The organism is Gilliamella sp. wkB72, assembly GCF_001693745.1.
In the GTDB taxonomy this organism is placed as follows: Bacteria; Pseudomonadota; Gammaproteobacteria; order Enterobacterales; family Orbaceae; genus Gilliamella; species Gilliamella apicola_E.
Genome location: NZ_LZEI01000013.1, coordinates 22,099 through 48,903, shown reverse-complemented (window position 1 = coordinate 48,903; position 26,805 = coordinate 22,099). Strand labels below are relative to the sequence as shown.

Sequence of the window (26,805 nt, the reverse complement as noted above, 5' to 3'; positions counted from 1 at the left end):
AAATTTCCTTTATTTTACTTGGTATAACTATTTCAAGAAAAATGGAAAGTTAGATTTAATTGCGATATAATCGCGCGCTATATTTCAGTATAGACCATTATTAATTCGAGGTGCGCTATTTTTAAACAAGTTTCTCGCTTTTATCGTAAAATGTTCCATCACAAAGAGCGACAAGAGTCGCATTATATTTCCATCTCACGTAATGAGCATAATATTTCTCGTAAGAATATAAGCGAAAATGCGTTGAAAGTACTTTATCGATTGAATAAACAAGGATATGAAGCCTATCTCGTAGGTGGTTGTATTCGCGACCTTCTATTAGGTAAAAAACCTAAAGATTTCGATATTGCGACAAATGCTACACCAGAACAAATTCAAAAGATTTTTCGAAATTGCCGCTTGATAGGTAAACGCTTTCGTTTAGCTCATATTATGTTTGGAAAAGAGATAATTGAGGTTGCAACGTTCCGAGGTGATCATGATGATCAGAGTGAACAAAAGAACATATCAAAACGATCACAAGCAGGTATGTTATTACGAGATAATGTCTATGGAACGATAGAGCAAGATGCCGTTCGTCGTGATTTCACAATGAATGCGCTTTATTATAGCGTCAAAGATTATACAATTCGTGATTATTGTGGTGGACTAAAAGATTTACAAAATGGCATTATTCGATTAATTGGTGATCCACAAACAAGATATCGTGAAGATCCAGTCAGAATGTTAAGGACAATCCGTTTTGCAGCAAAACTTAACATGAAAATTGACCCAGCTACTGCTGAACCAATAAAAAAACTGGCTCCATTATTAAATAATATTCCTTCAGCCCGTCTTTTTGATGAATCGTTGAAATTACTACAATCAGGATATGGTTACGATACTTATATATTATTAAAGCAGTATCATTTATTTAAACAATTGTTTCCAGTGGTTGAACGTTTATTTACACATGACCATGAAGGAAATATGGAAAAAATGATTGCTCAAGTGTTAAAAAATACTGATTACCGTATAGCAAATGAGCAACGCATTAACCCTGCTTTTTTATATGCAGCATTTTTTTGGTATCCAATTATAGAACAAACTCAATTAAACTGCATTGAGAGCGGTTTGCAATATTACGATTCTTTTTCTATGGCAATTAATGATGTACTAAATGAGCAATGCCGTATTATCGCTATACCAAGACGTTTTACAGCGGTTATGGGTGATATGTGGCGATTACAATTAAGAATGAAAAAACGAGAAGGAAAGCGTGCATTTGTCATTTTAGAGCATCAGAAGTTCCGAGCAGCTTATGATTTATTAGAAATGCGAGCTTCAATCGAAAAAGGTGAGCTTTTAGATTTAGCTAAGTGGTGGGATGAATTTCAACAAGTATCGACTGAAAAGAAAATAGCCATGGTAAGACAACTTGGTAAAACGAATAAACGACGGACTAAACGTTAATTTTCATTCGCACTTTTATAAATAACCGCTATAATGTTTCAATTAAAATAATCATAATCATATTCTAATCATTAATGAAAAAATTATCGCTTTCTCGTATTGCTATAGCTGTAACATTTTCTTTGTACAATTATAGCAGTTATGCAATAGATTTACCCCAAAATGACACTACTAATCCGCAGTGTCTTGTTGGTGTACCTAAATTTGAGCGACCAATTGTTAATGGAGATATAAATACATTACCTATTAATGCAGAGGCAGATGAGTTTGAAGGACTTTATCCTAATTTAGCTATTTACAAAGGTCGTGTTTATGTAGAGCAAGGCAATCGTACAGTTTTAGCTGATAAAGTGACGATTGACTCAAAAGATGCAAATAATCGGATGGTTACACTCGATGGTGATATCACTTATCAAGATAATATGATACAAACCAAAGGTAACCACGCATCGATGAATCTAAACAACAATGATGCCAATATGAATCCAAGTGAGTATCAATTAGTTAATAGACTTGGACGAGGTGAAGCCGATGAGATCAAACTTGATAAGAATCGCTATGTAATTCTTAAAAATGGTAGTTTTACCTCCTGTCCTGTAGGAGATAGTGCTTGGAATATTACAGGTTCAACAATTATTCACGATAATGAAGAACAGTTGTTAGAAGTTTGGAATGCGGTATTTAGAATAGAGAAAGTACCTGTTCTTTACTCACCTTATTTACAATTGCCTACAGGCAATAAAAGACGATCAGGGTTGTTAATTCCTAATTTTGGTTACGATAGTGTTGATGGTATCGATTTTTCATTACCGTATTATTGGAATATTGCACCAAATTATGATGCGACTATAACACCGCGAATACTACAACATCGTGGTGTACAGTTACAAACTGAGTTTCGCTACTTAAATCAATTAGGATTAGGGACTTTCGCTTTTGACTGGTTACAGCATGATAATCAATACAGTGACGATAGAAAAAAATCAACAAATGGTAACAGATACGATAACAATCGTAATCGATGGTTATTCTATTGGAAAAACGACGAATTAATTAACTACAATTGGCGTTTTATAGCTGATACGACTCGAGTCAGTGACAATCAATATTTAACAGATCTCAGTTCTAAATATGCGTCTCAAACAGCTGGATATCTGACTCAGTTTTATAAATTAGCATACAATGATGAAAATTGGGATGTTGCTTTAGGTTACAAACACTTCCAACCATTCCACTATGATATTCTTTACCAAACTCAGCCTCAATTAGATATCAACTATTATAACTACGAGCTGGGACCATTAAAATTTAAGACTTTTTCACAACTTTCTCATTTTATAAATTCAACAGATAATGAACCCGAAGCTTGGCGAGTCCATATAGAACCAACTATCAATTATACAGTTACAAATTCTTGGGCAAATTTATCTGCAGAAACTGGTTTTATGGCAACTCATTACAACCAGAAAAACATATTTAAATATAATAATAATCTTGAACACATAAAAGAAGGGATAAAGTTAGATCGCACTGTAAATCGTTTTATACCGAAATTTAGTATTGATGGTAAAGTAATTTTTGAAAGAGACTTTGATCTAATCGATGGGTATAGCCAAACACTCGAACCTAGAGTGAAATATACTTATAACCCTTATCGTAACCAATCAAATATTGGAAATTACGATTCCACACTCTTACAAGCTGATTATATTGGTTTATTTAGAGATCAAACATATAGTGGTTTAGACCGTATTGCATCAACAAATAAACTTTCAACGGGTGTAACTACACGTTTTTATGATAGTAACAAAGTTGAAAAATTTAATATGTCCTTAGGGCAAATTACCTATTTTACAAAATCTAAAACCGGTGATCACAATAATGAATTAGATAAAAATTCTGATACGGGTAGTGTCACTTGGGCAACAGATAATTTCTGGCGAATTAGTGACGATATTATTTTCCGAAGCGGGATTCAATACGACACCCGTATCGATACTATTTCGCTAGCCAATACAACGTTTGAATATCGACCATCGGGTGACAAATTAATTCAATTATCTTATCGTTATGCCAATCGTAACTATATTGACACTGTAGATGACAGGTATAAGTATTCCGCATATAAAGGTTACAAACAAGATCTTTCTCAAGCCGGCATTATGGTTAGTTGGCCACTATCTGAAAAAGTGAGTGCTGTGGGATCTTATTATTATGATATTAAGCAAAAACAGATTTCAGACAGTTTTATTGGGGTAAATTATAGCGATTGCTGTTGGGGAGTAACCGTACAATATGGACGCAAATTAACCGACTGGGATAACACAGAACATATAAGTAAATACAAAAACAAACTGTCAATTAACTTTGAACTTAAAGGTTTAGGAAGTAATCGTGACACGCAAGCCAAAATGTTAAACTTTGGTAAATTACCTTATACAACAACATTTGAATAAACATACTAATAAATTTATTGTGGTAAATTTAATACCGCAACAACATAATGAGTTGAGTAAATATGAAATTATTAAAACTTTTTATTGCATTAAACTTGAGTGTTAATTTAGTACTCTTTACACCTTTTTCAGCAAATGCTGCTCCAAAAGTGGTTGAACAGGTTGCAGCTGTTGTGAATAACAACGTCATTTTAGAAAGTGATGTTAGTGACATGCTCAAAACGATTAAAGCGAGCGCCGATCCTAAATCTTTACCTAATGATAAAATACTTAGAAAACAAATTATTGATCGCCTTGTTGTTGAAAAATTAATTTTACAAAGAGCGGCAAAAGCAAAAATTACTATTAGTGATGATGAAGTTACCGCCGCAATCGATAGAATAGCAGCTGAAAATGGTATGACAATAGATCAACTAAGAAGCAGATTATCAACTATGGGCATGAGCTATAGCACTTATCGTGATCGTATTCATACTGATATGCTAATAGAACAAGCACGCCTGCATGAAGTTCGACCTAGAATCAAAGTCTCTAACAGAGAAGTAGAACATTTAACCAAAACAATAGCTAACCAACCAACTAACAATATTGATGTTAAAATTAGTCATATTCTAATTACTATTCCAGAAAAAGCGTCTAAACAACAAGTTGATAGTGCTACCAATAAAGCGATGGACATCATCAATCGAGCAAAAAAAGGGGAAAATTTTGCTAAATTAGCCGCGTCATACTCAAATGATGATCTTGCTTTAAAAGGTGGATCAATGGGCTGGAAAAAGTTAAATGAGTTACCTACTATTTTTGAGGAACGACTAATTCGAGCGCCAAAAGGAAGTATTATAGGACCAATTCGCTCTGGAGTTGGGATTCACATATTAAAAGTTGACGATAACCGTTCTGAAACACCACAAAAAATTACACTTCAAGAAGTTAATGCTCGTCATATTTTAATTAAAACCAACGTATTAGTTACCGATCAGGTGGCTAAACAAAAATTAATTAACATTCGCAAAGCCATTACCAGCGGAGCAACAACTTTTGCTGCAGCAGCAAAAGCTAACTCAGAAGACACAGGTTCAAAAGATAGTGGTGGTAATTTAGGATGGAATAGGCCAGAAGTTTATGATGAAGGTTTCAGGACTGCATTATCACAATTGAAAAAGGGTGAAATCAGTCAACCAATAAAATCATCTTATGGTTGGCATATAATCCAACTAATTGATACCAGACAAACTGACGGTACAAACTTAGTTAAAAAAGATCAAGCTTATCGTATGATTTTCAATAGAAAATTTGCTGAAGAAGCACAAGTTTGGATTCAAGAGTTAAAAGGTGATGCATATATCAAAATTACAGGTGAAGGTAAGAATGAATAATCGTGTTCATCAAGGTCATTTTGCCCGTAAACGATTTGGTCAAAACTTTCTACATGATAATTATATTATTGAAAGTATTGTGGCAGCCATACAACCTAAGAAAGAAGAAGCACTAGTTGAAATAGGACCAGGGCTTGCCGCATTGACAGTACCTGTAAGTAAATTGGTAGATCATTTAACTGTTATTGAGATTGATAGAGATTTAGCTAGCCGATTAGTTGAAAATCCTTTTTTACAAAATAAAATCAGTGTGATTGAACAAGACGCACTAAATTTTGATTTCAACAAATTGTCCGATACATTAGGTCAACCTCTGAGAGTTTTTGGTAATTTACCTTATAATATTTCGACACCATTGATGTTTCACTTATTCGAATATGCACCAATCATTACTGATATGCATTTTATGCTGCAAAAAGAGGTTGTTACTCGTTTAGTTGCTGCACCTAACAGCAAAAGTTATGGTCGATTGAGTGTTATGGCACAATACTACTGCCAAATCATCCCTGTTTTAGAAGTACCACCTACAGCCTTTAAACCAGCACCTAAAGTTGATTCAGCTGTAGTTAAACTAATACCTTACAAAGAAAAGCCCTATTTAGTTAATGATATTAAAGTACTATCACGTATTACTACCGAAGCTTTTAACCAAAGACGTAAAACAATTCGTAATAGCTTAAGTAATTTATTTAACAGTGAGCAAATAGCTGAATTAGGTATTGACCCGAATTTACGTGCGGAAAATTTGACAGTACAACAATATTGTCTATTAGCAAACGCTTGGAAATAACCTTATGGCAAATCTAATAATTGGTGATATTCACGGCTGTTATGATGAGTTTATGCGACTATTAGAGAAAGCTGATTTTTCATCATCAGATACCTTATGGCTTACTGGAGATTTAGTTGCTAGAGGACCAAAATCACTTGAAGTTCTTAGATTTGTAAAACAAAACAGCGAACAAATAAGATTAGTTTTAGGTAACCACGACTTACATTTACTCTCAATTTACGCCAATGTTACACCATCAAAAAAGAAGGATAATCTTGACGAACTCATCCACGCTGATGATTTCGATGAACTAATGAATTGGTTGCGTAAACAACCATTAATTCAAATAGATGAAAAATTAAAACTTATTATGACTCATGCCGGAATATCTCCACAATGGGATCTTGAAACATTGAAAAAATGTGCTAATGATCTTCATCAGGTTTTAAGTAGTGACTCATATCCCCTCTTTCTTGACAAAATGTATGGTAACTTTCCTGATGAATGGTCATATGAATTACAAGGGTTAGATCGATTACGCTTTATTGCTAATGCTTTAACAAGAATGCGTTACTGTTACGAAGATGGACGGCTTGATTTTTATTGTAAAGATCAACCAGATGAGGCCCCATCGAAACTTAAACCATGGTTTTCATTACCAAGTAAAATTCCGCCAGAATATAGTATTGCTTTTGGTCATTGGGCAGCATTGAATGGAAAAGGAACACCTGAAAATATTTACGCACTTGATACAGGGTGCTGTTGGGGTGGCAAATTAACATGTTTACGATTTGAAGATAAAAAATATTTCAAAAAGAAAAACATGAAAAATTAAAAATAAAAGAATAATTAAAGGGTTATTTTATTATGTCTGTACTAACTGTTATAAAATCAATTTGGAAAGGTATCAATTTAATTAGAGAAATATTTCTTAACCTAATTTTCTTAATCATAATCCTATTGATCTTGAGTGGTATTGCATTTTTTAAAGAATCACAAAAGCAAGACATCATTCCTCAATATGGCACATTAGTTATAAATCTTGAAGGCGTTATTGTCGACAATTCACTTTATAGTGATGAATTGTATGAAATACAAAATAAATTATATGGTAAAAGAGTAAATCTATCACGTGAAAATAGTTTATTCGATTTAGTGCAAAAAATATCACAAGCTACATCAGATCCTAATATAAATAGCATAGTCCTAAAATTGGATAACTTTGTCGGAGCAGACTTGAGTTCTTTGCAATATATTGGTAAATATTTAAACAGATTCAAAGAGGCAAATAAGCCTATTTACGCTATTGGTTCAAGCTTCAATCAAAGCCAATATTATTTAGCGAGTTATGCTAATAAAATCTATTTAACCCCATTAGGTGCAGTTAATGTTTTTGGATTATCCGCCAATAATTTGTACTACAAAACATTATTAGACAACTTAAAGATTAATACTCATGTTTTCCGTGTAGGAACTTATAAATCAGCTATTGAGCCATTTATCAGAGATAATATGTCAGAAGAAGCAAGAAGTAACACTTCTCGTTGGTTAAATTTAATGTGGAATAACTACCTTAATGACATTTCTGCAGAACGCAAAAAAGCACCTACACAACTAGTTCCTTCAGCCGATAAAATGTTATCAGAACTAAAATCTGTTAATGGTAATATGGCCCAATACGCTTTAGCAAACGGTTTAATTGATGCGATAAGTGATGAATTTGATTTTGAACTTGAACATAAAATAAAACAAAAAGTCAGTATCTATGATTATAGACTTAAGGAAAATGCTGAAGAATCAAACAAAGAACCAAAAATAGCTGTCATTTTTGTGAATGGAACTATTACTAACGGCGCAAATAGCAGTAATGTAGCTGGTAGCCAAGATATTGTTAAACAATTAAGAGATATTCGTAATAAATTACAAAGTAATAACATACAGGCTGTCGTACTCAGAGTAAATAGTCCAGGAGGAAGTGTCGAAGCTTCAGAAGCAATTCGCAGTGAACTAGAAACTTTACGTCGTTACCAAATCCCGGTTGTTGTTTCTATGGGCGGAATGGCTGCTTCCGGAGGATACTGGATATCAACAGCTTCTGATTATATTGTCGCTAGTCCGAATACGATTACAGGTTCTATAGGTATTTTTGGCATTGTACCAACTTTTGAAAATTCACTTTCTCATATTGGTGTTTATAACGATGGGGTTTCAACCTCACCATTGGCAAATAACAGCTTAACTCAAAATTTATCCGATGAAATGAATCAATTTATTCAAATGAATATTGATAATGGTTACTTTAATTTCATCTCTTTAGTAGCAAAAGCTCGTAATATGACCTCAGAACAAGTAGATCATATAGCTCAAGGGCAAGTTTGGCTCGGCTCCGAAGGAAGTAAAAATGGCTTAGTGGATAAGTTAGGGGATTTTGACGATGCGGTTGATATGGCTGCAACATTAGCCAATATTTCTAATTATAAAATAGATTGGCAAAAGCCTGAAGGCAGTTGGTTCAATGCACTTTACTCAGATATGTTTGCTATGATGCCAAAATCAACAGCAGAGGTATTTTTTGAGCATATCCCAGAAGTAAAACAAATTAAGCAACAAGTTTCACTATGGGATAAGTTCCAAGATTCACAAAACCGTTATATTTACTGTCTAAACTGTGCTGATGTTCGATAATAAAAATCCACCTTACGGTGGATTTTTTTATTTTTGTGTCTGGAAAAAATAACGCATATCATTCATTGCCGCTTGGATTGTTTTATAATCAGGTGTTTTATCGACCTGATTATTATGACAATCAAAATAGTGGCTTATACCAAGACGATTAACAAAATAGATGTTGTCTCTAGTCCGAACGGCATAAGAACTATAATTTGACATTAATAGCCAATCTCGATCGATTATTGGGCTAAATAAATCATAACCTGTCGAATAATCTGAAATATCATTTTCCACATGCAAATAATGTCGCATTATTGTTGGAACGACATCTTCATGACTGGTGAATTTATTTATATTATCTGTGATATATTTAAGATCTTTTGCCCCAACAATGATAAAAGGTACTTTAGTTTGAGCATCAGTATAGTTACCATTATGTCCCCAAAAACCCAGTTTATTGTCATTCATTTCTTGTGAATGGTCACCTGTTATAAAGATTAACGTATTATCTAGCGAGCCTGATTGCTTAAGTTCATCATAGACCTTTTGAAGTAAATAATCATCATAGTAGACACTTTGTTTATAACGATTAAAAATGGGAACAGGATCTGTATCATTGCTTAATGCCATATAATTTAGCTCGCCAATTGGGTTGAATTTAACTTCAAAATAATTGGGAAAATCATAAGCATGTGGTGCATCAAAAAATAAAAATGAAAAACTTGGTTTAGATGTATCTCTAGTCTTATACCAATTTAGCCAATCATCAGTTAACTGTTTATCTCGACTCGATGCAGATCCATCTTTACTACTAATTCTTAAGTTTTTAATGGTTAAAAATGCCGTACGATCGAATTCTGGCGCAGTAACTTTGGCTGAAGTAAATATACCTATATTATAATTTTCTTTTTGCAATGTTGTTATGAATAACGAGGGAATTCTATTTCTTAAAAAAGCATCCCAATACGTGCCGGGGATACCATAAAAAAGTCCAAAAATACCAGTTCGAGTTGCATTTCCTGTTGAGTAATGATTATTAAAAATTATTCCATTATTCTGTTTCACAAAATGGTAAGTATTGGGTGAAATTTCTTGACTAAAAGTATCATAACGCCAAGAATCTAAAACAATAAATATAATATTGGGTGTTGTAGTATTATGAGGGTTAATCATCAGCTCATTTTTAGGATAATAGATAGTTGCGTGTTGGCTCTCCTTTTCTATAAGTGTCTTACGTTGCCCTGATTTATCAAACAATCCCATTATCTTTTTCGAGGTAAATGGACGATATAATGGAATATATTCTTTAACAATCATGATGGGGGAATAGGCGTAATAAAACGCAACCATATGGATTAAATGACTAATAAAAAAACAACCGAAGAGAAATACTGTCGATACGATTAATGTTCTTGAACGTTTTTGGCTAAATTTTTTATCTAACAAATAAAGAATTAAATATTCTGCTCCAAAAGATACTAATATTAACAAAAACATCAAAACATAAGTGATCGTTGAAAAATCGACAACTTGCCCCGAGAAAACCATTGATAGCACAGATTCATTGATATGAAATCGATACTGTTGAAAGACAATAGTATCAATATACAGCATAATCTGTAACAAACTGAATAAAGCAGCTAAACAAATATTACTTAACGTTCTCTTCACCCAGATAAACGGAAAACATAAAATAAAAAGTAATATATAAATAGAGAAAAAATGCCCTAACACGGCAAATAAAGAAAAAAAGCTTCCATCCCAACTAAACGATGAACCAGGCACTAAAAAATATCGGATAGTAATGATAGATGAGATAAAAATATTTATTAATACGAACAAATAGAGTTTTTTCATATAGCTCCACGAGCAATAGGATTAAAAATTTTTAATAATAGCGATTTTTCTACTTAAAATTAGTACTTTCCTCAAAATTTTTAACAAAAAAAGATAAATATGAAGAGATTAATATAAGCTTAACAAAAAAGGCTCTTTTTTGAGCCTCTGAAGACATTTTGATGATGAAATCTATTATAGACTAAATTAATATTAAAACCATTTCTTCAAAGCTTTTATATCGGATTGCTTGGCTTCTACCCAATTTTCACCATTAGAAGTCTGTTCTTTTTTCCAAAATGGAGCCTCATTTTTTAGTACATCCATAATAAACTCCGCAGAAGCAAAAGCATCACTGCGGTGTGCCGCACTCACACCAACAAAAACAATACTTTCATTTGCATAAATTTGACCGACACGATGGACTATTGCAACACGATTAATCGACCATCTATCTCGGGCTTGATTAATAATATTGCACAGCACCTTTTCAGTCATTTCAGCATAATGCTCTAACGTTAAACTTATAACTTGGTTTTCAAAACTACGCACCTTACCCATAAAAGTCACTACAGCACCATCTATAGGCGATTGATATAGCCAAGTTATTAATGAATTCACATCAATGGGAGATTGGTCTACCTGAATAATGTTCACGCTGTTAACCACCTGTAACTGGAGGGAAAAAAGCAATTTCATCACCCTTTTGAATGACATAATCATAGTCAACCAAAGTCTGATTAACTGCACATAATACTGTTTTTTCTTTTAAAGCTAATACCCACTTATCACCACGCAAACTAAGGTGATCTAAAAGTTGATTGATTGACATTCGCTCTAACGATAATTCAAGTTTTTCAACCCCAATTAATTCTCTAATTTGTGCAAAAAAAATAATTTTGTTCATAGTATCACTGCTCTGCCGCATTAAATTGGCCCGATTTACCACCAATTTTATTCAGTAACCGAACTTGATTAATAACCATATCTTTTTGATTAGCTTTACACATATCATATATCGTTAATGCAGCAACTGAAGCAGCAACTAAGGCCTCCATTTCGACACCTGTTTGGCCCCTTAGCCGGCAAATTGTTTCAATCCTAATGCTGTGATTTTCAAATACAGGTTCAATATTGACTTCAATTTTACTTAGAAGTAGTGGATGACAAAGTGGAATCAAATCCCATGTTCGTTTAGCCGCTTGAATACCGGCAATTCTTGCAGTTGCAAAAACATCACCTTTATGATGTTTCCCTTCAATAATTAGGTTAAATGTTTCAGCATTCATTAATACTATTGACTCGGCTCGAGCTTCTCGTAAAGTTAACTTTTTTTCAGAAACATCAACCATATGTGCATCACCATGTTGATTAATGTGTGAAAATGATGCTGACATTTTTAACTACCTTTAAATATTATGCTTTAACTTGCCGTTCAAGATAACAAATTTTGTTTATGGATACTACTATCATATAAATAAAGTTTTTAGATAGTTAACTCAAAAATAATTAAATTCTCTATGTAACTTTTGCGAGTTAAATAAAATCTGCGTACAATATCAATTTTTAATAATAGTGATTGTTAATGCTGATTGCCCATGTAGCCTTACCGGTACCCCTTTATCGACTGTTTGATTACAAACTAACAGTACCTGCTGAAATTGGTGCGCGGGTTAGAGTGCCTTTTGGTAAAAGGGAAATGATTGGAATAATCATTAAAATTGATCAGCAATCGACCTTTGATAGCGAAAATTTAAAATCAATTACCGCAATTATTGATACCAAAAACCCCTTTCCTCAACCAATTTGGCAGTTATTGAATTGGGCAACAAGTTATTATCACTTTCCAATTGGCGAAGTCATATTTCATGCCATGCCAGTTCTATTAAGGCAAGGTCGTCAAGCTATCAAGGATGATATAAAACAGTGGCAATTAACACCTCTAGGGCAACAAATTGATTTAAGCTTATTATCACGTGCTCCAAAACAAAAGTTATTATTATCTTCACTTAGAAACAACTGTTTAAATGAAAACCAATTTAGTTCAAATTTATATCAAGAATTACAAAAAAAACAGCTTATAGAATTAGTTTATCAACAACCTGACAATATTTGTTGGCAATACTCGACCAACCCAACATCGATCCAATTAAATGATGAACAATCTAATGCCATAGAGACTATTAATAAACAGAATAAACAATTTGGTGTATTTTTGCTTGATGGTATAACTGGTTCAGGAAAGACTGAAGTTTATTTAAATATAATTGCAGATGTGTTATCACAAGGTAAGCAAGCTTTAGTTTTAGTTCCTGAAATTGGTTTAACACCTCAAACAATAAAGCGTTTTAAACAGCGCTTTAATGCTCCGATTGATATTTTACATTCCGGGTTAACAGACAAGGAACGTTTAGATGTTTGGTTAAGAAGTAAAGAGGGTGAAAATGCCATTGTCGTTGGTACCCGTTCTTCGCTTTTTACCCCCTTCAAAGATTTAGGTATCATTATTATCGACGAAGAGCATGATAGTTCTTACAAACAACAGGAAGGATGGCGTTATAATGCTAGAGATCTAGCAATTATCCGAGCTAGAATTGAAAATATACCTATAGTTTTAGGTTCTGCAACGCCTTCTCTTGAATCGATTAATAATGCACAAACTCACAAGTACCAGCATCTCAAGCTTACTCAAAGAGCGGGTAACGCCCAATTAGCCAAACAATCTATTTTAGATATTCGCGGCATGGCTTTAGCTTCAGGTTTATCTCAACCACTTATAGAAAAAATAAAAACGCATTTAAATAACAATAACCAAGTGATGTTATTTCTTAACCGTAGAGGGTTCGCACCATTAATAATTTGCCATGATTGTGGTTGGATAGCGGAATGCCCACGTTGTGATCGCCCTTATACTTATCATAAAAAGCAGAATAAACTGATTTGCCATTATTGTGATACGCCAAGAGAAGTACCAAAACAGTGTCCTAAGTGTGGTTCAACCCAGTTACTACCAATTGGATTTGGTACAGAGCAACTTGAAAAACAGCTTAATATTTTGTTCCCAAATATAAAAGTTACCCGTATTGATCGCGACACGATAACCAAAAAAGAAGCATTGAATACCTATTTAAATGATATTCATAAAGGTGGAGCTCATATTTTAGTCGGCACACAAATTTTGGCTAAAGGTCATCACTTTCCTGATGTGACGTTAGTTGGCATAGTTGATGTTGATGGAGCCTTATTTTCAAGTGATTTCAGAGCAACTGAAAGATTTGCTCAGATTTATACTCAAGTATCAGGCCGAGCTGGTCGTGAAACAAAAGCTGGTGAAGTGATTCTACAAACCTATCATCCAGACCACCCTTTATTAAATACTTTATTAAATGAAGGTTATCAGGCATTTGCAAAACAAACATTAATTGAACGTCAACAAACTTTACTGCCACCATTTAGCTATCAAGTGTTAATTCGTGCTGCTGACCGAAATAATTTACAGGCACCAAAATTTTTACAGCGTATCCATGATTGGTTAAAGTCCAATTATGACCATAATTTATGGCAACTTGGTCCAATGCCTGCTAGTCAACCTAAAAAAGCGGGTTATAATCGTTGGCAATTATTGTTACAACATACGAACAGACAATTATTACAACAAATATTAGACAATCTTATAACTGAACAGTGGAGTGAAGCATCAAACGTAAGATGGAGTATTGACGTTGATCCAATTGATAATTAAAAAATATCTTCCAACAGATAGATTATCTGTTAGAAGATAGAATATTTATAAAGTGATTTTTCCTATATTTTTATCCAGCGTTGCTTGACCAATACCAGAAACTTCTTTTAATTGTTCTATAGAGACAAAAGGACCAAATTTTTCTCGATACTCAATAATTTTCTTAGCTTTACTCATCCCAATGCCAGTTAATACTTTACTTAGCTCTTCAGCTGTTGCTGTATTAATATTGACTTGTACAATTTGCGCTTCTTTTTGCGCTTCTTTTATAGTGACATCTGTTTTCGAATCAGCAAAACTAACTGTTGAAAAAAGTAAAGATGAAAATAAAAGGCATAATAGTGTAAAAATTTTCATTTAAATTAACTCCAAAATAATTATGCAACTAAATTTGCTTCATAACTATCTCATGGAATTAATTTGCTAAATTTTAATATTCATAAAAATGCGAAAAGCCACCAAAGTGGCTTCTCTTTTTTTGATTTATCACCAAAATTTCTCGATCTTTATCACAAATTTGCATCAGGCATGATTTCAATCTTCACTTTAGAACGAATATCATTTGCAAGATAATGATAAGTGTCAGACATAGATAATGGTAATAATTCTGGTGAAATATCTTGATACTCCTTAGGCGTATCAACTTTAATTAAGGTGAAAATATAAGCAGTATTATTTTCTAAATATTCCACATTAAACTCATCAGATTTAACACCTGAAATTGGTGGTTCTAAACTAAAAACCATATCAACTACTTTTTTATCTAAATCTGTCGAATCTCTGTGCAAAACATATTTCTTACTAAAGCTTACTTTATCTGAATTTCCAGTAGTATTTAACTCATTTAAAAGGCTTTCAACATTAGCTTTAAAACGACTCTCGGAGATATCTTTAGATAGTTTTTTATTAATGTCTTCTTTAACCTCATCAAAAGGAGCTATCCCCTCTGGGTGATAGTCAGTAACTTGAATAATAAAATCATAACTACCATGAGATCTTTCAACTGGAATTAAGTCTGATAATTTAAGAGTCGGTTGCCCATTAGCGATCATTTCTTCGCTAAAGACTAAATCACTAATTTCAGGATGAATCATGATTGTAGACATATCTTTATAAGTTGTCCAATCAGTTGTTTGAACTTCAAGACCCGTTTTTTCAGATAACTCTTCAATTGATTTAGGTGATTGAGATAAGGCATTTTTCATTTTATCTTCAACAACATTAAATCCATTTTGTAATTTTTGTTTAGTTAAATTTTCGTAAATTAAAATTGAAGCATAATCAAAATCCATAGCCTTTGCTGGTACCTCACCATCAAGTTTAATTATGATAAAGCCATCATCAGTCGGAATTGGATTTGAAATTTGATTAACTTTTTTCAAGTTTGCTTTTTTAAAAAACTCAGGCAGAGAATCATCATCAACAAACCAACCTAAAGAACCATTCTTACCATAAGCTGAAATATTATTATTGTTTTGATTTAGACCTTCAGCTATATTTTGAAAATTTACGCCTGAAGATAACTCTTTAACGATCTTGTCAGCTTGCGCTTTGTCTGTAACAAAAATAGCACTAAACTCTTTTTTTGCTGGGTAGGTATATTTTTTTAAATTTTGTTCATATTCTTTTTTTACATCATCATCAGTAACGTTAATGGTTTTAGCGATGTCATCTTTTGAATTATAAATAAATTTTAATTTTACTCGCTCTTTCCTCATAAAATCATTTTTATGTTCATCATAATATTTTTTCTCATCTTCTTCGGTAATATTAATGTCTTTCATATCATCTATTGAAGAATCAATCTTAGTAGCATAGATAGTTCTTGTCTGATTTTTTAACAAGGAAATTTCAGATTCAGAAGGTAAAACAAAGCTAGAAGTGACTAATGCATCCATAACTTGTTCTTGTTGTAACGATGTTTTTAATAAGCTTGCATAACTTTCAGCAGTAAAACCGTTTTCAGCAAGTAGATTTAAATAATTTTGATTATCAAATTTTCCATCTATAAAGAAAACTTTCTGCTTTTTAATAAAATTTTTTACGCGCTCGTTACTGATTGTGGCATGAATATTTTTTGAAAATTGATAAGCTAAATAATTATCTATTTGCTGAGATAACACTTTTCTTCGGATTATTTTGGTAAGCGAAGCATCACCACCTGTAATTTTATTTAATTCTTGCTTTACTTGAGACTCAAATTGAGTTTTACTGATCCCTTCTCCGTCGACTTTAGCAACGTACAATTGCTCATCATTTGTACTACCGCCACCACCAAAGCCTAAAAATCCAACACCAGTAAAAATAAAACATAAAATAATAATAGCAAAAATTATTTTAACAACAAGACTGTTTGCAGCTGTTCTAATTTTTTCCATCATAGCTTGTCATTCTCCATATACCTGAATTTTAATTTCGCAAGTATATCACATTTGCCAAAATTGGCTATTATCTAATTAAAAGTCGAAAAAAAAGCCAACATTAAGTTGGCTTTTTGATATGTTTATTTTAGTTCAATCGAGTTGAAATATTTGCTGTGTTTTTAATTTTTTTAACAGATTTTTTAACTGGCGACTTTATTTGAACTTTTCCCTTAACTGGCTCAATACCAAATGGATTATTTTGCAATGCAATCGTCAATACGTCATCTATCCATTTAACAGGTTTTATATCAATTTCAGCTTTAACATTTGCTGGAATCTCTTCGAGATCTTTAACATTATCAATAGGAATTATAGCTGTTTTTATACCACCTCGGTGAGCAGCCAATAATTTCTCTTTTAATCCACCAATTGGTAATACTTCACCTCGTAGCGTAATTTCACCTGTCATGGCAACATCAGCACGAACAGGGTTACCCGTTAAAGTAGATACTAATGAAGTACACATTGCAATACCTGCACTTGGACCATCTTTAGGTGTAGCACCATCAGGAACATGCACATGTATGTCACGCTTTTCATAAAAATCGCTATTAATACCCAATTTTTCAGCGCGCGAACGAACAACCGTAAGTGCTGTTTGAATGGATTCTTGCATAACGTCACCCAGTGAGCCGGTATAAGTTAATTTTCCTTTACCTACAACACTCATTGATTCAATGGTTAGCAAATCACCACCGACTTCTGTCCATGCCAAACCATTCACTTGACCGATCCGGTTTTCACTTTCGGATATACCATAATCAAAACGCTGTACACCCAAGTAATCTTTTAAGTTAGTTTGAGTTACACTTACTTTACGCAAACGCTTGTTTAAAGCCAATTGTTTAACGACTTTACGGCAAATTTTAGCAATTTCTCTTTCTAAGCTTCGGACCCCTGCTTCACGAGTGTAATAACGAATAATGCCAATTACAGCTGAATCATCAATATCAATTTCATTTGCTTTTAGGCCATTATTAGCAATCTGTTTAGCGATTAAATGTTGTTTAGCAATGTTCAATTTTTCATCTTCGGTATAACCAGATAGCCGAATAACTTCCATTCTATCAAGTAGTGGTGCTGGAATATTCATTGAATTAGCTGTCGCTACAAACATGACATCAGATAGATCATAATCAACTTCTAAATAATGGTCATTAAATGCATTATTTTGTTCCGGATCCAGAACTTCTAGTAATGCCGATGCAGGATCACCACGCATATCAGAAGCCATCTTGTCAATTTCATCTAATAAAAATAGTGGGTTTTTTACACCAACCTTTACCATGCGCTGAATTAATTTACCCGGCATTGAACCAATGTAGGTTCTTCGGTGTCCTCGTATTTCGGCTTCATCGCGCACACCACCTAAAGCCATACGAACATATTGTCTTCCCGTAGCTTTAGCAATGGATTGACCTAATGATGTTTTACCAACGCCTGGAGGCCCGACTAAGCATAAAATTGGGCCTTTAACTTTATTTACTCGACTTTGTACAGCCAAATACTCTAAAATTCGGTCTTTTACACGATCCAGCCCATAATGATCTTTATCTAAAACTTTTTGTGCAGCATTAATATCTTTTTTTACTTTACTGCGTTTATACCAAGGAACTTGTAGCATCCAATCAATATATCCGCGAACAACAGTTGCTTCGGCAGACATAGCAGGCATCATCTTAAGCTTATTAAGCTCAGATAGTGTTTTTTCCTTTGCCTCTTTTGGCATTTTTGCTTTAGTAATTTTTGAGTTTAGCTCTTCAAATTCATCAGGTTTGTTATCTATATCACCTAACTCTTTATGAATAGCTTTAATCTGTTCATTTAGATAATATTCCTTTTGCGCTTTTTCCATTTGTTGTTTGACGCGTTGACGGATATTTTTTTCAACTTGCAACAAGTCAATTTCTGATTCCATTAATGAAATAAGCAACTCGAAACGTTTTTCTAAATCAGCAGTAACTAAAATTTCTTGTTTTTGTTCAACTTTTATATATAAGGTAGCAGCTATGGAATCTGCTAATTGAGATGATTCTTTAATTAAATGAATTGAATCAACAACCTCTTGAGTGACTTTTTTATTAAGTTTCGCATAATCATCAAAATTTGATAATAAGACTCTTATCATCGCTTGACTAATATTATCAGCTTCCTTAGCTTCTTTTAGCGGTTTAATATTTGCAATTAAAAAATCATCATCTTTTCGTTCAATAATATCAACAATTTTAGCTCGCGCGACACCCTCAACCAGAACTTTAACTGTACCGTCAGGTAACTGAAGTAATTGTAAAACATTGGCTATAGTACCGACTTCATACAAATCCTCTACATCAGGTTCATCTTGTGAAGGATATTTTTGTGTTACAAGAAAAACTTGTTTATCCATCTCCATTGCACTTTCCAAACAACGGATTGATTTATTACGACCAACGAAGAGAGGAATCACCATATGTGGAAATACAACAACATCACGCAATGGTAAAATAGGCATAATCATTTGTTTAGTTTGTTTTGTCTTCATTTTATTCTCTCGGTAGTACAAACTTATCTGTCTTATATTGGGGTGATTTTAAGATATTCAAGCTTATCCTGTTTTAAATACGTAGTACAATAAATGTACATACGTATTTCATTTTTTTATATAAATGCTACTTACCAGTTTATATAGGATAATTGCTTATCTATTATGCAGATAGTTCTGTATCCTCACGAAAAATCAATTTAGGTGATTGCAAATGATTTACCGTATCTTTCTCAACAAGTACTTTTTTTACGTTTTGCATTGATGGTAAGTCATACATTGTATCTAACAGTATATTTTCGACAATTGAACGTAATCCTCGAGCACCTGTTTTACGTTTCATCGCATTAATTGCAATGGCATCTAGAGCTTCTTTAGTAAATTCCAGTTCTACACCATCCAACTCTAATAAAGCATTAAATTGTTTGGTTAAAGCATTTTTAGGTTCGGTTAATATATTAACTAAAGCATCTTTATCAAGTTCTGATAACGTTCCAATAACAGGTAATCGACCAATAAATTCAGGTATAAGACCAAATTTAACCAAATCTTCTGCCTCTATCTGAGCTAATAACTCAGATTCTGTCGCTTTATTCTTAGTGCTTTTTACATCAGCACCAAAACCAATACCTGTGTTGGTAGAGACTCGATTTTCAATAACTTTATCTAATCCACTAAATGCGCCCCCACAAATAAAGAGGATTTTAGAAGTATCAACTTGTAAAAATTCTTGTTGTGGATGCTTACGTCCGCCTTTAGGAGGAACAGATGCAACAGTACCTTCAATAATTTTTAATAAAGCTTGCTGAACACCTTCACCAGAAACATCTCGAGTAATAGATGGATTATCTGATTTTCTAGAAATTTTATCAATTTCATCAACATAAATAATCCCACGTTGCGCTTTTTCTACATCATAATCACAACTTTGTAATAATTTCTGAATAATATTTTCAACATCTTCACCCACATACCCTGCCTCAGTCAATGTGGTTGCGTCAGCCATGGCAAAAGGGACATCAAGAAAACGCGCTAATGTTTCAGCTAATAATGTTTTACCACTACCCGTAGGACCAATTAATAAAATATTGCTTTTACCTAACTCAACATCACTACGGTTAGAATAGCTACGTAAACGTTTATAATGATTATAAACAGCAACTGATAATACTTTTTTAGCCCGCTCCTGACCAATAACATATTCATCAAGATGAGCTCGTATTTCGTGCGGTGTCGGTAATGGTTTACTAATAAATTCTTCATGTGAAAGAAAACTTTTCGTTTCTTCTTTTAGAATATCATTACATAGTCCAATACATTCATTACAAATATAAATAGATGATGGCCCAGCAATTAGCTTACGGACTTCATGTTCACTTTTGCCACAAAAAGTACAATAGAGTAATTTTTCTGAGTTTTCTTTATCCACTTTCTTTACCTATTTATTATTAAGATCGTTTACTGTATATGGCGTCAACTAATCCATATTCAACTGCTTTCTCGGCTGACATAAAGTTATCACGATCTGTATCTTTTTCAATTACACTAATATCCTGACCAGTATGCATTGATAAAATATTATTTAATCGGCTTTTAACCTGTAATATTTCTTGAGCATGAATTTGAATATCTGACGCTTGTCCTTGAAAACCACCTAATGGTTGGTGGATCATGACGCGTGCATTAGGCAGGCAAAAACGTTTACCTTTAGTACCAGCAGTTAAAAGTAATGAGCCCATTGAACATGCTTGTCCAAGACAAATAGTACTCACATCTGGTTTAATAAATTGCATCGTGTCATAAATAGCCATACCAGCAGTCACTACTCCACCAGGGGAATTGATATATAAATGGATATCTTTTTCAGGATTCTCAGCTTCAAGAAAAAGCATCTGAGCAATAATCAAATTTGCCATATTGTCTTCAACTTGCCCAGTTAAAAATATAATTCTTTCTTTTAATAATCGTGAGTAAATATCATAAGCTCTCTCGCCACGAGAACTTTGCTCAACAACCATTGGAATCACACTCATGTATGGTTCTAAAGGCATTTTCATCTCCTAATTAAACAAAATAGCCCAAACAATTGATCCTTATTTGGGCTTATAATGAATTTTAATTAAATAAAGTGACAAGCTGCTTAAGCAACTTGTTGATTCATTAATTCTGAGAATGAATAAGTCTTATCTGTCACTTTTGCGCTAGCTAATAATAAATCAACTACTTGATCTTCAAGTGCAACAGAACGGATATTATCCATTGCTTTCTTATCTTTACGATAATAATCAACCACTTCTTTAGGATCTTCATAAGCAGTTGCAATTTCATCAATTAAAGATTGTACTTTTGCTTCGTCAGCCTTTAACTTGTTACTTTCAATGATTTCGCTAAATAATAATCCAACTAACACACGGCGTTTAGCTTCTGCTTCGAATAACTCTTTAGGTAGATCCATTGATTGTTTAACATTACCACCAAAACGAGTTAAGGCTTGTTGACGTAAGACATCAATTTCTCGATCAATTAAAGCAGATGGAACTTCAATATCATTATTTTTTACTAAACCATCAATGACTTGTGTTTTGATTTTATTACGAATTGTTGCATTAAGTTCACGTTGCATATTTTTACGGACTTCTGCTCGTAAACTTTCAACTGTGCCATCTGCAATACCAAATCTTTTCACTACTTCTTCAGTTAGTTCAGGTAACTCAAGTTCTTCAACTTTTTTAAGTGAAGCTGAAAATACTGCTGGTTTACCTTTTAAATTCTCAGCATGATAATCTTCTGGGAATGTAACATTAATATCAAATTCATCTCCAGCTTTGTGACCGATGATTGCATCTTCAAAACCAGGGATCATTCGACCTTGTCCTAATACAAGTGCAAAATCATCAGCTTTACCGCCTTCAAATTCAGCACCATCAACTTTACCTAAAAAGTCAAGCGTGACACGATTTTGTTCTTTTGCTGTCTTTTTAACAACTTTCCAAGTACCTTGTTGTTTACGTAAGGTTTCAATCATTGTTTCCACATCAGCATCAACAACTTCAGCTACTGGTTTTTCAACTTCGATTTTATCTAAATCTTTGATTTTAATTTCCGGATAAACTTCAAATTCAACAGTGAAAGTATAATCTTCACCATTTTTATATTCTGTTGGAATATATGTTGGCGCACCAGCTGGATTTAATTTTTCTTGGATAATAGCATCAATGAAATTACGTTGCATCAAATCACTTAGAGCGTCTTGTAAAATAGAAGCACCATAGCGTTGTTCAACAATTTTTAAAGGTACTTTTCCTTTACGGAAACCATCAATACGGACTTTTTTTGCTGTATTGATAAGTTCTTTATCAACTGCTTTGGTAATATCTTCTGATTTAATTGTAATTGATAAACGACGGCCTAAACCTTCTGTTGTTTCTACCGAAACTTGCATCTTTATACCTCGGAATTATTGAATATATTTGCTCATAATTATAAATTGATTAATTGAGCTAATTAAATTTATAAAATAGGGAAGCATTATACCGACCGTAATCGTCTACGTCGAGACATTTAATAGCTTCTTCTCAAGTGCTTTCAAACGTTTATTCATTTCATCAATATGTAAAACTAATGAAGCTGTTTTACGCCATACTTTATTTTGTTGTAATGGAATACCCGATGAATATACACCCGGCTCAGTAATTGGTCTCATAACCATACCCATTCCAGTCACAGTTACTTGATCACAAATTTCCATATGGCCGTTAATAACACTCGCACCACCAATTAGGCAATGGCGTCCAATCTTTAAACTACCCGCCATAATAACACCACCAGCGACAGCAGTATGATCACCAATAATATCGTTGTGCGCAATTTGACATTGATTATCAATAATGACGCCATTACCGATGACAGTATCATCTAAAGCACCACGATCGATTGTTGTTGATGAGCCGATTTCAACGTTATTACCAATTACTACTCGACCAAGCTGAGGAATTTTTATCCATTTACCTTTGTCATTTGCATAACCAAATCCATCTGCACCTATTACTGTTCCTGATTGGATCAAACAGTTTTCACCAATAATACAGTTATGGTATATAGATACATTAGACCATATTTTTGTGCCTGCACCGATTTGAGTATCTTTCCCAATAAAACAGCCAGCACCAATACAACAGTTATCACCAAGATTTACACCACTTTCTATAACAGCATTTGGACCAATTGATACATTTTGTCCAAGCTTAGCAGTAGGATCAATCACCGCTGATTGTGCGATACCTTTAGCGGGTAACGGTGTCGTATCTAAAAGTTGTGCTAATTTTGCATAAGTAAGATAAGGATCTTTAACAATCAAAGCAGCCCCATTCCAATATTTAAGGCTATCTTCTGTCATAACAACTGCTGAAGCATTACAAGTTAATAAATTGTTTTGGAATTTTTTATCCGACAAAAAAGTGATTTGACCTTCTGTGGCACTTTTCATTGATGCTACACCGGTGATAGTTAATTCACCATCACCATATAATGTAGCATCAAGCTTGTCAGCTAATTGCTCTAAACGAAAAGCAAACATTATTTTTTAACCTTCTCCAAAACTTTGTCAGTAATATCTACAGCGTCAGAGGCATATAAAACCGTATCTACTCTTAAAATAAGATCATATTTTTCTTCAGCAACGATGGTTTTGACTGCTTCTTGAATTTTGGTTAGTAATTTACCAGCTTCTTTTGTTTCGCTATCACGATATTCATTTGAGAAAGCTGTGGCTTTATTCTGAAAATCTGCAATAGTTTTATTTAATTTAGTTTTTTCAGAAGATGACAAAGTTAGCCCTTCTTTCTTTAAACGTGCAGCTGCTGCATCAGCAAGCTTTTGTTCTTTTTCTAATGCTTTAGCTCTCGCTTCAAATTTTTGGTTCAATTCTTTACCGATTGCTTCTCGTTCTGGCATACGATCCATTACAGATTTAATATCGATAACACCAATTTTAGTTTCAGCGTTTGCAAAGCCTGTAAAAAGTAGAGCAATACTGATGCCAACAACAGATATAATTTTTTTCACTTTATTCACCTATGTGTATTTTAGTTATTAACAACATGGCATTACCATGTTGAACCTATATTAAATTGGAATTGCTGAGCTGAATCACCATGATATTTCTTTAACGGCTGTGCATAAGAAAATACCAATGGTCCTAATGGCGACATCCATTGAACAGCAAGACCAGCAGACATTCTAATATCAGATGGGGAACTATAATCAGGAATATTTTTGCCTTTTAGATCCCATTCACTATCCCAAACCGTTCCTGCATCAAAAAATACTGATGTTCTAATACTATCTGCATATTTTTCACTTGCAAATGGTGTTGGGACTATTAGCTCCGTACTTCCGAATGCTAAGGCATTACCACCTATTGCATCTTTAGAACTAGTACATTGAGCTGTATCGCCTAAGGTTCTACATCCCTCTACGCCTGTTTTAAAATATACTGCTTTAGGGCCAACAGTATTTGCTTTAAAGCCACGCAATACAGTTGAGCCACCTGCATAGAAATTCTCATAGAACGGTAATTCTTTTCCACCTAATCCAGCACCATAACCTAATCGGCCACGAGCTAAGAATACCCATTTATGATCGGTATCAATTGGATAATAATAAGTAGCATCACTAACCATTTTATAGAATCTATTGTCAAATACTGGCACTGTCGCTTTCAAACTGGCGGTAAGTTTTAACCCATCTGTTGGGAAGTAACCACGGTCTAGTGAGTTATATGTCCAATAGGCGTTCAATAACAAATCATTGGTGTCATATGAATAAGACTTATCTTTATCTTTCATATTTTCACCCATTGATTCAAAATAACGCCACATATTATACTGAGGTTTCATATCAGTTAATTTATGATTAGCGTATTCTGTGCCAAAACGGACAAAGTTATTTTCACTAATCGGGAAGCCTAAGTCTAAATTAGCCCCCCAAGTTTTACTTGAATACTCAGATTCATCATCATCACTATCAGTTTTATAAGTATTGTAGTAAACGCTACCACCTAAACTGACACCATCAACAGTAAAATAAGGATTAACAATCGAAACAGATGCAGTTTTATCACTGCTGGTTGTATTAATATCAAATGAAACGCTATTACCCGTTCCTAACCAGTTATCTTGAGAAATTCCAGCATTAAAACTTATACCACTGTCTGAGCCAATACCCACGCCAAATTTAATACTACCCGTATTACGTTCAGCTACTTTATAAATAATATCAACTTGATCATCAATGCCAGGAACTCGTTCAGTATTCGCTTCAACACTTTCAAAGAAACCTAATCGATTTAAACGTTCTTTACCAAGTTCAACCAAACCATTACTTAACCATGAGCCTTCCATTTGACGAAGTTCACGACGAACCACACTCTCACTTGTAATTGTATTGCCGACAATTTTAATATTGCGTACGTAAAAACGTTGCCCTACATCAACTAATACTACTAATTTAACAGTATGTGATGAGTCATCCATTTCAGGCTGAATAGCTACTTGAGGATAAGCATAGCCAAAATTAGCCAGCAATCGCTTAATATTATCCTCAATATCCGTTATTTTTTTACCATTATAAAGTTCACCTACAGTAAGCTTTTCTTTGGCTAGTTTTTGTATTGCCTCTTCATGTCCTGCAAAGTTACCTTTAAAATCAAAATCGGCTAACTTATATTGTTCACCTTCATGAATATTAATAGTGACATAAATCCCTTTTTTATCTGGCGTTAAGCTAACTTGTGTAGACTCAATATTAAATCGAGCATAACCTCGATTTAAATAAAAGCTTTGCAACTCATCTAAGTCCGATGCCAATTTTTGCTTTTGATATTTACGATCACCAAGCATATTCCACCAAGGCACTTCATCACGTAATGAAAAACGTGAAATAAGCTCTTCAGATGAAAAAGCTTTTGCACCCACGATATTTATTTGATCTATTAAAGCAGATTTACCTTCAGCAATAACTAATTTTAAATCAACACGATTTCGAGATAATGGTGTTACGACCGCTTTGATTTGAGCATTATATTTACCAACACTATAGTAAAAATCTTCTAGACCCTTCTCGATGCCTGAAAGCATTGTACGATCTAATGCATCGCCTTCACGAATACCGGTACTATCTAAATTCTTTTTCAACATGTCATCTTTGACAGATTTATTTCCGGAAAAGGTAATACTTGCTATAGTTGGGCGCTCTTGGACATGAATAATTAATCTGTCGCCATCACGAGAAACAGTAATATCATCGAAATTACCGCTGGCGTAAAGTGATTTAATAATGCGGCCTAAATCAGATTCATTCACATAGTCACCGACTTGAACAGGCATTTCAAGCATTGCAGCACCGATTGTGACTCGCTGCAAACCTTCAAACTTGATATCCTTAACCACAAAATCATCAACACAAAATGCATTGGAACTATATACTGCTGTGGTACTAAACAGCAAAGATGCTATAAGTAATTTATTTATTTTCATCGTATATATTTATAACCTCATC

The 26,805-nt window shown here is 33.6% G+C and carries 20 protein-coding genes; 7 read left to right on the top strand and 13 right to left on the bottom strand.

The genetic code is table 11. The annotated features are described in order from the left end of the window. The first annotated feature begins 150 nt into the window (after positions 1–150). The 6 genes from pcnB (at position 151) to sppA (ending at position 8,741) form a co-directional block, all read left to right on the top strand. Entirely contained in the window at positions 151–1,452 is a 1,302-nt protein-coding gene (pcnB, locus tag A9G07_RS08205) for a polynucleotide adenylyltransferase PcnB (RefSeq protein WP_065734779.1), read from the top strand. 74 nt (positions 1,453–1,526) lie between these two features. Further along, positions 1,527–3,908, top strand: coding sequence for an LPS assembly protein LptD (gene lptD / locus A9G07_RS08200; protein ID WP_065734778.1), 2,382 nt, complete (start codon positions 1,527–1,529; stop codon positions 3,906–3,908). A gap of 62 nt (positions 3,909–3,970) precedes the next feature. Beyond that, positions 3,971–5,284, top strand: coding sequence for a peptidylprolyl isomerase SurA (gene surA / locus A9G07_RS08195; protein WP_065562371.1), 1,314 nt, complete (start codon positions 3,971–3,973; stop codon positions 5,282–5,284). After that, the gene (gene rsmA, locus A9G07_RS08190; protein WP_065734777.1) at positions 5,277–6,074 is read left to right on the top strand and encodes a 16S rRNA (adenine(1518)-N(6)/adenine(1519)-N(6))-dimethyltransferase RsmA; all 798 of its coding nucleotides are present in this window, start codon (positions 5,277–5,279) and stop codon (positions 6,072–6,074) included. The genes surA and rsmA overlap by 8 nt, the downstream gene beginning before the upstream one ends. 4 nt (positions 6,075–6,078) lie before the next feature. Beyond that, a complete protein-coding gene (apaH, locus tag A9G07_RS08185) occupies positions 6,079–6,891 on the top strand; it encodes a bis(5'-nucleosyl)-tetraphosphatase (symmetrical) ApaH (protein ID WP_065734776.1) in 813 nt (270 codons plus the stop codon). A gap of 32 nt (positions 6,892–6,923) precedes the next feature. After that, positions 6,924–8,741 (top strand): signal peptide peptidase SppA, encoded by a 1,818-nt coding sequence (gene sppA / locus A9G07_RS08180; RefSeq protein ID WP_065734775.1) that lies wholly within the window; start codon positions 6,924–6,926, stop codon positions 8,739–8,741. Between the two features lie 27 nt (positions 8,742–8,768). On the opposite strand, the gene A9G07_RS08175 is transcribed toward sppA, so the two are convergent. From A9G07_RS08175 to moaC, 4 genes are all read right to left on the bottom strand, one after another. Then, positions 8,769–10,583 (bottom strand): sulfatase-like hydrolase/transferase, encoded by a 1,815-nt coding sequence (locus A9G07_RS08175; protein WP_065734774.1) that lies wholly within the window; start codon positions 10,581–10,583, stop codon positions 8,769–8,771. Positions 10,584–10,775: 192 nt separating this feature from the next. After that, positions 10,776–11,219, bottom strand: a complete 444-nt coding sequence (gene moaE / locus A9G07_RS08170; protein ID WP_256122116.1) for a molybdopterin synthase catalytic subunit MoaE — start codon at positions 11,217–11,219, stop codon at positions 10,776–10,778. Between the two features lie 4 nt (positions 11,220–11,223). Then, on the bottom strand, positions 11,224–11,469 hold the full coding sequence (gene moaD, locus A9G07_RS08165; protein WP_065734772.1) for a molybdopterin synthase sulfur carrier subunit: 246 nt from the start codon (positions 11,467–11,469) through the stop codon (positions 11,224–11,226). Positions 11,470–11,473: 4 nt separating this feature from the next. Beyond that, complete coding sequence (gene moaC, locus A9G07_RS08160; protein ID WP_065734771.1) at positions 11,474–11,959, bottom strand: cyclic pyranopterin monophosphate synthase MoaC; 486 nt, start codon at positions 11,957–11,959, stop codon at positions 11,474–11,476. 188 nt (positions 11,960–12,147) lie between these two features. Here moaC and priA point away from each other — a divergent pair, with 188 nt between their 5' ends. Further along, positions 12,148–14,304, top strand: coding sequence for a primosomal protein N' (priA, locus tag A9G07_RS08155; protein WP_065734770.1), 2,157 nt, complete (start codon positions 12,148–12,150; stop codon positions 14,302–14,304). Positions 14,305–14,349: 45 nt separating this feature from the next. Here the strand turns inward: priA and A9G07_RS08150 are convergent, their stop codons facing one another. The 9 genes from A9G07_RS08150 to bamA all read right to left on the bottom strand — a co-directional run bounded on the left by A9G07_RS08150 (position 14,350) and on the right by bamA (position 26,783). Beyond that, entirely contained in the window at positions 14,350–14,661 is a 312-nt protein-coding gene (locus A9G07_RS08150) for a ComEA family DNA-binding protein (RefSeq protein ID WP_065734769.1), read from the bottom strand. A 152-nt stretch (positions 14,662–14,813) separates the two neighbouring features. Then, entirely contained in the window at positions 14,814–16,685 is a 1,872-nt protein-coding gene (locus tag A9G07_RS08145; protein ID WP_081303397.1) for a SurA N-terminal domain-containing protein, read from the bottom strand. A gap of 127 nt (positions 16,686–16,812) precedes the next feature. Further along, positions 16,813–19,248 (bottom strand): endopeptidase La, encoded by a 2,436-nt coding sequence (lon, locus tag A9G07_RS08140; RefSeq protein ID WP_065734767.1) that lies wholly within the window; start codon positions 19,246–19,248, stop codon positions 16,813–16,815. A gap of 163 nt (positions 19,249–19,411) precedes the next feature. Continuing rightward, positions 19,412–20,677, bottom strand: coding sequence for an ATP-dependent protease ATP-binding subunit ClpX (gene clpX, locus A9G07_RS08135; protein WP_065734766.1), 1,266 nt, complete (start codon positions 20,675–20,677; stop codon positions 19,412–19,414). A gap of 19 nt (positions 20,678–20,696) precedes the next feature. Next, positions 20,697–21,299: an ATP-dependent Clp endopeptidase proteolytic subunit ClpP gene (gene clpP / locus A9G07_RS08130; RefSeq protein WP_305054763.1), complete on the bottom strand. Its 603-nt coding sequence runs from the start codon at positions 21,297–21,299 to the stop codon at positions 20,697–20,699. An 89-nt stretch (positions 21,300–21,388) separates the two neighbouring features. After that, complete coding sequence (gene tig, locus A9G07_RS08125; protein ID WP_065734764.1) at positions 21,389–22,690, bottom strand: trigger factor; 1,302 nt, start codon at positions 22,688–22,690, stop codon at positions 21,389–21,391. A 105-nt stretch (positions 22,691–22,795) separates the two neighbouring features. Then, positions 22,796–23,824: a UDP-3-O-(3-hydroxymyristoyl)glucosamine N-acyltransferase gene (gene lpxD, locus A9G07_RS08120; RefSeq protein WP_065734763.1), complete on the bottom strand. Its 1,029-nt coding sequence runs from the start codon at positions 23,822–23,824 to the stop codon at positions 22,796–22,798. Continuing rightward, positions 23,824–24,312, bottom strand: a complete 489-nt coding sequence (locus A9G07_RS08115; protein ID WP_065734762.1) for an OmpH family outer membrane protein — start codon at positions 24,310–24,312, stop codon at positions 23,824–23,826. The genes lpxD and A9G07_RS08115 overlap by 1 nt, the downstream gene beginning before the upstream one ends. Before the next feature lie 41 nt (positions 24,313–24,353). Continuing rightward, entirely contained in the window at positions 24,354–26,783 is a 2,430-nt protein-coding gene (gene bamA, locus A9G07_RS08110) for an outer membrane protein assembly factor BamA (RefSeq protein WP_065734761.1), read from the bottom strand. Positions 26,784–26,805 lie beyond the last annotated feature (22 nt).